Source organism: Paractinoplanes aksuensis (genome assembly GCF_024137025.1).
Classification (GTDB): Bacteria; Actinomycetota; Actinomycetes; order Mycobacteriales; family Micromonosporaceae; genus Actinoplanes; species Actinoplanes aksuensis.
In genome coordinates this window covers 142,449-152,456 of the sequence record NZ_JAMYJR010000035.1, presented here as the reverse complement: position 1 = coordinate 152,456, position 10,008 = coordinate 142,449, and the positions used below count along the sequence as shown (strand labels likewise).

At 70.8% G+C, this 10,008-nt stretch carries 9 protein-coding genes and 1 pseudogene; 3 read left to right on the top strand and 7 right to left on the bottom strand.

From position 1 onward, the window contains the following. Window positions 1-89: 89 nt before the first annotated feature. Both M1L60_RS32175 and M1L60_RS32170 read right to left on the bottom strand, forming a co-directional pair. Window positions 90-1,592 carry a hypothetical protein gene (locus M1L60_RS32175; protein WP_253241314.1) on the bottom strand — a complete coding sequence of 501 codons (1,503 nt, stop codon included), beginning with the start codon at window positions 1,590-1,592 and terminating at the stop codon, window positions 90-92. Between the two features lies 1 nt (window position 1,593). After that, complete coding sequence (locus tag M1L60_RS32170) at window positions 1,594-3,630, bottom strand: hypothetical protein (protein ID WP_253241313.1); 2,037 nt, start codon at window positions 3,628-3,630, stop codon at window positions 1,594-1,596. 97 nt (window positions 3,631-3,727) lie between these two features. Between M1L60_RS32170 and M1L60_RS32165 the strand changes: the two genes are divergently transcribed. Next, on the top strand, window positions 3,728-4,354 hold the full coding sequence (locus tag M1L60_RS32165) for a ClpP family protease (protein WP_438862173.1): 627 nt from the start codon (window positions 3,728-3,730) through the stop codon (window positions 4,352-4,354). After that, window positions 4,351-4,965 (top strand): ATP-dependent Clp protease proteolytic subunit, encoded by a 615-nt coding sequence (locus tag M1L60_RS32160; RefSeq protein ID WP_253241311.1) that lies wholly within the window; start codon window positions 4,351-4,353, stop codon window positions 4,963-4,965. Before M1L60_RS32165 ends, M1L60_RS32160 begins: the two co-directional genes overlap by 4 nt. 121 nt (window positions 4,966-5,086) lie before the next feature. Here the strand turns inward: M1L60_RS32160 and M1L60_RS32155 are convergent, their stop codons facing one another. From M1L60_RS32155 to M1L60_RS32140, 4 genes and pseudogenes are all read right to left on the bottom strand, one after another. After that, window positions 5,087-5,500 carry a hypothetical protein gene (locus tag M1L60_RS32155; RefSeq protein ID WP_253241310.1) on the bottom strand — a complete coding sequence of 138 codons (414 nt, stop codon included), beginning with the start codon at window positions 5,498-5,500 and terminating at the stop codon, window positions 5,087-5,089. A gap of 63 nt (window positions 5,501-5,563) precedes the next feature. Beyond that, on the bottom strand, window positions 5,564-6,064 hold the full coding sequence (locus M1L60_RS32150; RefSeq protein ID WP_253241309.1) for a cupin domain-containing protein: 501 nt from the start codon (window positions 6,062-6,064) through the stop codon (window positions 5,564-5,566). Window positions 6,065-6,092: 28 nt separating this feature from the next. After that, window positions 6,093-6,947: a helix-turn-helix domain-containing protein gene (locus M1L60_RS32145; protein WP_253241308.1), complete on the bottom strand. Its 855-nt coding sequence runs from the start codon at window positions 6,945-6,947 to the stop codon at window positions 6,093-6,095. A gap of 94 nt (window positions 6,948-7,041) precedes the next feature. Next, window positions 7,042-7,305, bottom strand: a pseudogene (locus M1L60_RS32140) (helix-turn-helix domain-containing protein); the annotation flags it as partial. Window positions 7,306-7,416: 111 nt separating this feature from the next. Between M1L60_RS32140 and M1L60_RS32135 the strand changes: the two are divergent. Continuing rightward, window positions 7,417-7,935, top strand: a complete 519-nt coding sequence (locus tag M1L60_RS32135) for a hypothetical protein (RefSeq protein ID WP_253241307.1) — start codon at window positions 7,417-7,419, stop codon at window positions 7,933-7,935. Here the strand turns inward: M1L60_RS32135 and M1L60_RS32130 are convergent, their stop codons facing one another. After that, window positions 7,936-9,879 carry an elongation factor G gene (locus tag M1L60_RS32130; RefSeq protein WP_253241306.1) on the bottom strand — a complete coding sequence of 648 codons (1,944 nt, stop codon included), beginning with the start codon at window positions 9,877-9,879 and terminating at the stop codon, window positions 7,936-7,938. It abuts the gene before it with no gap. Between the last annotated feature and the right edge of the window lie 129 nt (window positions 9,880-10,008).

Sequence of the window (10,008 nt, the reverse complement as noted above, 5' to 3'; positions counted from 1 at the left end):
ATCCTCACAGTTGTATTGGGCCGTTCTGCGGACGCCGTCAGGCGCGGGCTGGGCCACGCCGCAGCCCCGCGTGATCCACCAGATACGCCCTAGGCCGAGATGTCGGCGTAGGTCAGCCAGCGTTCGCGCGGGGAGAGGCGTAGGCGAATCTTGCTGGGGTCGACCTGGCCCAGGGCGGGCAGGCGTTCGCGGATGCGGTGCTGGGCGGCCTCGGTGGCGTCGGTCAGCAGGCGCTGGACGGCGGCGTGGTCGCGGTGTTCCTGCGACAGCATCACGATCAGCTTCGCGCGTCCGCGGATCAGGTCGCCGCGGCACAGGCGGGACTGGGCGTACGCGATCTCGCAGCGCCGCGCATGCGGCTGCAATGCCGCCTGCACCTCGGCCAGCAGCGTGGGCGTGTCGACCGTACGGTGGGGAAGTTGCCACCAGAGCCAGATCGGGTACGGCACCCGGCCGGTGAACGTGGCGCCGGTCTGGCGGCTCGAGGGGGGATAGGTGCAGCGCATCGCCGGGCTGATCGCCACCTTCCAGTCCGCGATGAGGCTGTCGTCGTCCGGCTCGCCGGCGCCGCCGCTGAGGATCGGCAGGGCGTCGAGCCAGCCGCCCGACCACTGCGACCGGGTCTCCTGGACGGCGGCGTCGACCGGCAGCACCAGGTTGATGAACGTCGTCTTGCGCATGCTCGAGATGGACGCGGCCAGCACCCCGATGCCGCGTTCGCGGAGCGCGGCCACCGCGGCCGCCGTCGTACCGGTGCGGGACGGGCCGATGATGCTGGCGATGACCGCCCGTTTCGGGGTCAGCACCGGCGCGTCGGGGAACAGGCGGCTGCGGGCCTGCCGATACCTCTCGCGATCGAAGCCCCGGATGGTGAACCATTCCCCGCGTACGCGGTTGAATCGCTGGTCGTTGAGTTTCAGGCCGAAGCCGTACTCCTCGGCCAGGGCGGCCAGTTCGGTCTCGAAGTCGAGCCGGGCCTCCGACATCTGCGGGTCGACGCCGATCGAGAAGCGCAGGCAGGGCGCGATGGCGTCGCGCAGCCGCTCGTTGGAGCCGTCGCCGCGCTCGGCCCGGATGCTCAGCGGCACCGGCGCGACCGGCGTGTGCAGGTGCAGCACGGGCGCGTCGCGTTCGGCGGCCAGACCGGTGAGCTTCTCGATGATCAGCGCCTGCATGAGCGCCTCGCGGTAGGTCGGTGACCAGTGGGCCGTACCCAGGGTGATCAGAACTTCGACCTTGCGGGAGGACTGGTTGAGGAAGCCCGGGTTGGGCACGGCGTGCCCGTAGTACGAGTAGGTGTCGCGCGGCCCGGGCTCGTCGGCCGGACCGAGCTGCACCCGGCCGCTGAACGCCGACATGGCCGAGGGCCAGGTCGAGATCGACATCGACAGGCCGGCCACCGAGAAGTGGCAGAAATCGGTCGGCCAGCCGTTCGGGTCCTCCTTGTCGGGGTCGATGATCGGCGTCGGCGGCGCCCCGTTGGCCGGGCCGTGGGTGAGCGTGAACTGCACCGACGAGAAGTGGGTGCCGGCCGCCTCGGCCGCTATCCGGGCGAGCTCGGACGACTTCGTGGAGTTCGTCGGCTGGGTCATCTCACACCTCGCCCCGGGCGTCGAAGAAGTCGTCGGGATCCACAGTGGGCCGGGTGGCCCCGCGGGCATCGCGCAGCCAGCGCGGCACCCGGGCCGACCGCGGCACCGAGCTGCTGCGATGCAACCGCCGGGCGTAGAACTCGCTCAGGCAGCACAGCAGGATGACGATCAGCACGGCCAGCGCGAGCTGGAACAACCGGGTCATCTCGCGGTCGGAGTCGACCGTGCCGACCACGATGGCCAGGGCGGTGGTGACCACGACCGAGGCCGCGGCCAGCGTCCTCTGGAATTTGTGCAATTGCCCCAGTACGGACTTGGTGCTGGGCAGGTCGAGCCGGGCCAGCAGCAGACCGGGCACCAGCAGCAGCACGGCGACGACGGCGTCGGCCTGGTCGGGCACGAACCCCTCGGGGATCTCGGCCGAGTAGAGCCAGCTGATCCCGCCCGACAGCAGGGTGCCGATGCCCAGCACGACCAGGGCCAGGCCGGCCACCATCCGGGTGATGCTCTCGATCAGGGCCGGCGCCTCGTCGGCCAGGGTCATGAACGCGAACACCCGCACCGGCTCGGTCGACTGCGGGCTGAGCTCGACCGACGGGCGCCGCCAGTGCGCGTGGGCGCCGTGCTCGCGGGGGTCGTTGTCACAGGTGACGTCCCGCCCGACCTGGGTCGCGCGCAGCCCGGCAGCGATGTTGCGCAGGGCCGGCCCGGGCAGCCCGCTCCGGGCCAGATGTTGCAGGCCGTCGGCGGCGTAGTGGGCGCAGAACGCGGCCAGCACGTCGAGCGAGCAGTTGCCGGCCGAGAGCGCGGTGAGCACCTGGTCGGCGGTCAGCCGGGCCGGGGGCGGCGCCGAGCCCGGCCCGACCGGGATGGGCAGCCGGGCCAGGTACGCCTCGTAGCCGTTGAGGTCGACCAGCCGCCGCCGGCCCAGCTCGGCCAGGCGCGAGGCGATCCCCTGCATCTCGAGCTCGAGCAGCTTGTGGTGACTGCCCAGGGTGTCCGCGCGGCGGGCCACGGACTCCAGGTCCTGCGCCAGCACCTCGACGAACTCGTCGTCGACGTCGCTCGACATCAGGAACCGGCGGACGCTGATCTCCTGCCGGGTCTCCAGGGTCAGGTGGTACGCCTTGACCGAGCGCGGGATCTCGGTCTCGTACTCGACGACGAACTCGCGGTTCACCGGGAGCACGTTCTTGGCCAGGCTCTGCCACCGGGCCGGTTGATGCTCGGCCGGCAGCAGCGGCGCCTCCCACGTCAGGAAGCGCCGGGGCCGGTCGAGCCCGAGCTGCGCGACCAGCGTGTACTGGCGTACGGCTAATTGCAGCAGACGGGCGAACGGCAGGTCACCATCGGCCGGTGGGAAGAGCTCGTCAAGACCGGTCAAAGCCAGGTCCCGTACGGTGTGCGAGCCCTCCAGCCCGGCCGCGTGATCCAGCGGCGTGTGCAACCGCTGCCCGGCCGGCGCCCCCACCATGATCAGCTCGGTGATGGCCGCCTCGATCAGCCACCGCGACCGCTGATGGGTGTGCCGCAGCTGGTGGATCGCGGTGGCCGGCACCGACACGTCGTCGTGCGCGTTGATCAGCATGAACAGCAACTTCACGAACGCGGCCGCGGTCACCCGGTTGGCGTCGCGGTGCGAGAGCCGGGGCACGACCTCGCCGTTCGAGTCCCGGATGACCACCGGGGCCAGGTCACGCCGGCTGTACCGGGACACCGGCACCCACAGCGACGTGTCTCCCGGCACCATCAGCGTCTCGCGCAACCGCCCCGAGATGAGATCCACATCCACGTCGACGCTGATTGTGCGGCTCATGTGGCCGCGGTCCATCAACGTCAGGTGCTCCGACAACCGGGGCAGGTGGTCGAGCCGGAACGACAGATCCATCAGGGCCAGCCCGAGCGCCGCCTCACGACTGGGGAAGGTCATCGGCGCCGTGGGCACCGGCAGCGCCCGGATCATCGTGCGCAGATGCTCCAGGGGCCCGTCACCCGGCCGCTCGGCGACCGTCGATTGTCCCCGGAGGTGGACAGTCATGCGTTGATCCTCCCGCCCGGCATCTGCTGACAGCAGATCCGCTTGGCCCGTCGCCGTCCGCCGCCCGATGGTGGAGACCGACCGAATGGAGAATCCCATGCGACTTGCCTCTGCGGCGACCCCCTGGAGTGCGGGGTCCATCGACGACCAGGTGGCGGCCCGGCTGCTGCACCAGCGCATCATCGTGCTCGGCGCCGAGGTCGACGACCAGATCGCCAACCGCCTGTGCGGCCAGCTGCTGCTGCTGTCGGCCGAGGACCCGCGCGGCGTGATCAGCCTCTACATCAACTCACCCGGCGGCTCGGTCACGGCCGGCCTGGCCATCTACGACACCATGCGCCTGATCCCCAACGACGTGAGCACCCTGGCCCTGGGCCTGGCCGGCAGCATGGGCCAGTTCCTGCTGACGGCGGGCACCCCCGGCAAGCGCTTCGCCCTGCCCCACGCCCAGGTGCTGATGCACCAGGGCTCGGCCGGCTTCGGCGGCACCGCAGCCGACGTGGAGATCTACGCCAACCAACTGGAACGGCTGGGTCGAACCCTGCTGCGCCTGACCGCCGAACACACCGGCCAGCCGATCGAAACGGTCGAACTCGACAGCCGCCGCGACCGCTGGTTCACCGCCGACGAGGCCCTCGCCTACGGCCTGATCGACCACATCCTCGACAGCGTCGACGACGTACGCCCCGAAATGACCCGCCAGCCGATGGGACTGACCGCATGAGCCAGTACACAATCCCCACAGTGGTCGAAAAGACCCCCAATGGCGAGCGAGCCTTCGACATCTACTCGAGGCTGCTGTCGGACCGCATCATCTTCCTGGGCACCGAGATCGACGACGGCGTGGCCAACGTGGTGATCGCCCAGCTGATCCACCTGGAATCGGCCGGCGAGCAAGAGATCGGCCTCTACATCAACTCACCCGGCGGCTCTTTCAGCGCCTTGACGGCCATCTACGACACCATGCATTTCGTACGGTGTGACATCGCGACCATCTGCGTCGGCCAGGCCGCCTCAGCCGCCGCCGCACTGCTGGCCGCCGGCACCCCCGGCAAGCGCTCGGTGCTGCCGCACGCCAGGGTCACCCTGCACCAGCCCTCCAGCCAGGCCCGAGGCACCCTGCCCGACCTCGCCGTAGAAGCCAAAGAAGTAGCCAAGGTCCGAGCCGAGATGGACCAGATCCTGGCCACCCACACCGGCCACTCCATAGCCAAAATCCGAGCCGACACCGACCGCAGCATGGCCCTACGCTCCTCGGAGGTAGTCGCCTACGGCTTGGCCGACCGCGTCATCACCCACCGCGAGTCCCGCGCCTACCGCCTCGACGCGGCGTAAGGGAGCACCTACATCTTCAAGACGGAGTCGCAGGGAACGTCGACGGTGGCGGAGCCGCCGCCCTACTGAGCCGCACGTCTCGTAACCGGCGACGCCTCATCCGTCGCGAGAACCGCAGGTGCTACTGCGGCCTCGGGAACGAGTCGCTGGCGCAGCCGCCGACCAGCGCGCACACGCGGATGTGGACGATGCGGATTCCGCCTTCGGGGCCCTGCTGTTGGAAGTTGAACGACTTTCGCTCGCCGGGGTTGGCCGTTCTGGTCTGGGAGACGCCGTACTCGGTGTCGTAGTCGAGGAACCAGTGGAACCGGACCTGGCTGTAGCCGTCCGGGGACGAGTTGTGGTCTTGCACGTAGCCCTGGATGCCGACAGAGCGGTTGTACCACGTGATGGTGCCCGAGGCCGTCGAGTACGACGCGCTGACCAGGAACCTGGTCGTCGGGTAGGCGGCCTGGGCCGGTGACCCGGGCAGCCCGGCCGCGATCGTGGCCAGAACTGTCAGTGCTGCGAGGATTAGCTTCGGTCGTCGCATCATGTCCCCGTTCGTCGCCATCGACTGTGGACATATCAGATCATCGATGTCGGGCGCCGGGCAAGGTCAGAGGAACTCGCTGCGGTAGGTGGAGGCCAGTTCGGCTGCGCGGCGGCGTCGCTCCATGACTTCGTCCGGCGTGAGCTGGGGCGGCGGTGCGTCCAGGCTCGGCACGGCGTCGCCGATTCGGGTGAAGTATTCGTCCTGGCCGGCCGGGGTGCACATGCACAGCATGCGGGCCGGGGCGCCCGAGTTGTTGCGGAAGTTGTGGGGCGCGTTGGCCGGGATGTTGATCGTCGACCCGGCCCGTACGGTGTGCTTCTCGCCGCGGAACGTGAACTCGATCTCGCCCTCGAGGATGGTGAACATCTCTTCGAAGTCGTGCCGGTGCGGGGGCGGGCCGCCGCCGTCGGGCACCCGCATGTCGATCAGGCAGTACTGTCCGTTCGTCTGCTCGCCGGTGATCAGCATGGCGTAGGTGTTGCCCACGAGCGAGATGTAGGTCGTGGCCGGGTCGTCCGGGTTGGCCACGGTCAGTGAGCGGGCCGGATCGTCGTCGGGAATCATCAGTTCAATCTCGCAGGATTTCCCGTGGTCAGCCTGGGCCGGACCGGCCCACCTTGATGATCGTCGGCTCGCCGGCGCCGCTGACGATCTCGGCCAGGTGCGCCGCGTCCGGCGAGCCCGGCGCCGCGGTGAGCATCAGCGCCGCCAGGTCGTCGCCCGGGATGGCCAGCAGATTGCCGGCCAACGTGACCGAATCGCCGTCCGGATCGGTGAACACGCCGGTGCTCTCGTACACCGTCACCGGGCGTGGCGTGCGCCACAGGGTGTCGAACAGGCGGCTCCGGGTTCGCATCTCGTCGACCAGCGCGGCCAGCGACGTGTCGGCCGGGTAGCGCAGCACCGCGCTCCGCAGGCGGGCGACGAGGATCGCCTCGTGATCGGTCGCGTCGGCCGTCGACTGCTTGAAGCCGCCGACCGGATCGCAGAACGTCCGCCAGGCGATGTTCCAGTCCCAGGGGCCGCCCGTGAGTTCCCAATGCCCCAGAGCCAGGAATGCGCTGTTCATGGCGACCACGTTCATCGCCGCGTCGGAGACGAACATGGGCGTGTCGGTGAACCGCTCCAGCAGACGCGTCGCGCCCGGGCCGAGGTCGGTCGGCACCTGCCCGTCCGCGGCGGCGTACCCGGCCAGGGCGCACAGTCGCTCGTAGTCCGCCCGCCCGACCCGCAAGGCCCGGGCCAGGGCATTCACCACGCCGGCGGACGGATGGCTGCGCCCCTGCTCCAACCGGCGTACGTAGTCCGCCGACATCCCGGCGAGGACGCCGAGTTCCTCCCGCCGCAACCCTTGGGTCCGCCGCCGGCCGATCGGAAGTCCGAGAGTCGCCGGCGCCGTGGCCTCGCGCAGCTGACGCAGGGCGGCGCCGAACTCGAGACGTTCCACGGGAGCGTCAGGCGGCCAGCATCAGGACGTCGCCGGAGCGGTGCGGGGCCGGAGCCGGAGCGCGGCGCAGGCGGGCCTGGTCGAGCCGGAGGACGGGCGCCTGGTAGGCCGTCAGATCGCGGCCGACCTCGGCCAGCAGGTCGGCCAGGTCGATGCGGAGCGCGTCGCAGACCACGGCCAGGATCTCGGAGCTCGGCTCCTTGCGACCGCGTTCGACCTCGGAGAGGTACTGCACCGAGACGCTGGCCTCGTGAGCGACCTCGGCCAGCGTACGCCGTTGACGCAGCCGGTGGCGGCGCAGCACGTCGCCGACCAGGGTGCGCAGCAAGGGCCGGGGTCGCCGCCGGATGTCCGCCATGAGGTGACCGTATGACAAGGAAGGCCCCCGCCGATACCGGGCGGGGGTCGTTCAGCCAGCAGCGTAGAGCGGGTAAGTGGCTGTCAAGTGGCGGCGACTACCGTGCGCCGGATGAAAAAGATCGTCTTCGCGACCGTCGCTGTTCTGGTGCTGGCGGCGACGGCCGTCGTCCTCCGGCAGCGTCGGGCCGAGCCGGTGCCGGCCAGTTCCGGTTTCGACCCGGTGCTGCTGGCCGCGGACGCGCTCGCGGCTCTGCCTTCGTCGCCGGCGCCGGCCGCGATCGAGTATCACGGGCCGGTCATCGACGGTTGGAGCCGCGACGCACCGCACTACGTCGGCGACCTCAAGCTGCGGCTGACCTGCGCCGGCTACGGCGAGATGACCGTGGTGCTGACCGGCCTCCCGGTCAAGGAGGCCGGCACCGAGCCCCGCGAACTGGCCCGGGCCACCGCCCTGTGCTCGCTGGAGCCCGAGCCCGAAGAGATCGACTACGTCGGCGACGAGAACATCCAATTCCTTACGTACGCCGTGACGGACGCGACGACCGCGGCTGGGCGCGCCGGTTTCGCCGTCCGCGTGGACGCCGCCGACGGCAAACCGGTCACCGTGCACGAGTACAACCGGGGCTGATCACCGCGGCACCGCCCGGAACCACCCCTCCCGGTCGGCCGGGTCGGGGCCGCGCCGGGGCAGCACCGGCGGGGCCTCGGCGGTGACCGGCGCGTAGTGGTCGAACTGCGCGGTCAGCACGGCCTCGCCCCCGGTCAGATCGGGCAGCGCGCCCACCACCGACGGGATCCGGGCCGAGGGCAGGGTGCCGCTCACCTCCAGGTACTCGCCGGTCGCGGCGGTGTCGTCGATCACCGCCCCGGCCCGGCCCAGCAGCGCCGTCACCGCGTCGAACGTGTCCGGCGGCAGGTTGACGTCGAACCGTTCGACCGGCTGGCAGACCCGGGTGCCGGCCCGGCGCAGCGCCGCCGTGACCACCACCTGAGCCAGGTGCCGGAAGTCGCCGGCCACGCTCGAGACCGACTTGTTGAACTTCTGGTGCACCTTGCTCTGCCGCGGCCAGTACTGCGACGACGTCATGGTGACTGTGCAGTCGGTGACGGGCCAGCCGTTGCGCCCCTGCCGCAGGGCGGCCCGCACCCCCTCCTCGGTGGCCGCCACGAACGCGGGAGGCAGGCGGCCGGGTTCGATGCCGGGCCGGAACTCGATGCCGTGCCCGACCGGCGCCGCCTCGACCCGCAGACCGATCCCCGCCAGGTACGGGTTGCCGCGTTCCTTGATCCGGTCCTCGGCCGTGCCGGTGCCGGCCACCCGCTCGATGCAGGCGGTCAGCGTGCCCGAGAAGCGCACTTCGACGCCGTACCGGTCCTCGAGCAGCGCGGCGATCACCTCTTTCTGCACCTCGCCGTGCAGCCGGATCACGGCCTCGCCCTGCTGCTCGTCGAGCCGCAGGTCGACCAGCGGGTCCTCGTCGGCCAGCTCGGCCAGCCCGGCGAACAGGGCCAGGCGCTGACTCGGCTCCACCGGCTCGACCAGCGCCTGCCGGGTCGGCGGCGGGAAACGGTAGCGGTCGCGCCGCGGCGGGTCACCGACATGTTGACCGATCCGCGCCGACACACCCCGCACCGCCACGATCTGCCCGGCCGACGCCGACGGGCGCACGAGCACGCCGCCCGGCTCGCTGACCGCGATCTCGGTCACCGTCTGCGCCCGGCCCGCCGCGAACTGCACTTTTTCCCGTACGCGAAGCCGCCCCGACCAGAGCCGCAGCCAGGCCCGCCGCCCGTGCCCGTCCCGGTCGACGGCGAAAACGGTGCCCACCGGCGGCCCGTCCCGCTCGGCCGGCCGAGGTAGCAGGTCGGACAGGAAGTGCCGCAGCTGCGCCACACCCGCCCCGGTGATCGCGGAGCCGCACACGACCGGGGTGAGCCCGGTCCGCCGCAGCGCACGCCGAACCTCACGGGCGCGCACCGGCTCGCCGCCCAGCCAGCGCTCGGCCACGGTGTCGTCGGCCTCGGCCACCGCCTCCACGACCGTCTCGGCGTTCAGACCGAGCGCCCGCACCCGGGCCTCGCGCGTGCCTTGACCGGTGACTGTGGTGAGCACGACCGGCCGGGTGCCGAGCCGCCGCTGTACCTGGGCGACCACCCGGTCGACGTCGGCGCCGCGCCGGTCGACCTTGTTGACGAAGAGCATGGTGGGTACGCCGATGCGCCGCAGCGCCCGCCAGATGGCTACGGTCTGCGGCTGCACGCCCTCGACACCCGAGATGACCAGCACGGCCGCGTCGAGCACGGCCAGCGACCGTTCGACCTCGGCGATGAAGTCCGGGTGGCCCGGCGTGTCGAGCAGGTTGACGGTGAGCTCACCGAGGCTGAGCGAGGTGACCGCGGCCCGGATCGTGATGCCGCGCTGCCGCTCCAGCTCCATCGAGTCGGTGCGCGTCGTGCCGGCATCGACACTGCCGGGCTGCGCGACGGCACCGGCCTCGTACAGAAGCCGTTCGGTCAGACTGGTCTTGCCCGCATCAACATGGGCGACGATCCCGAGATTCAACAATGCCAAAACGCAACTCCACGGTGGGACGGAAAAGGGTCCGGAGCGTGGAAGCTGCTCGCATTGCTTACTCCTCGTCTCGATCAGCAGGACGCCGACCACCCTGCCACGGTGGTCCGAGACCGCGCCACCGATTTT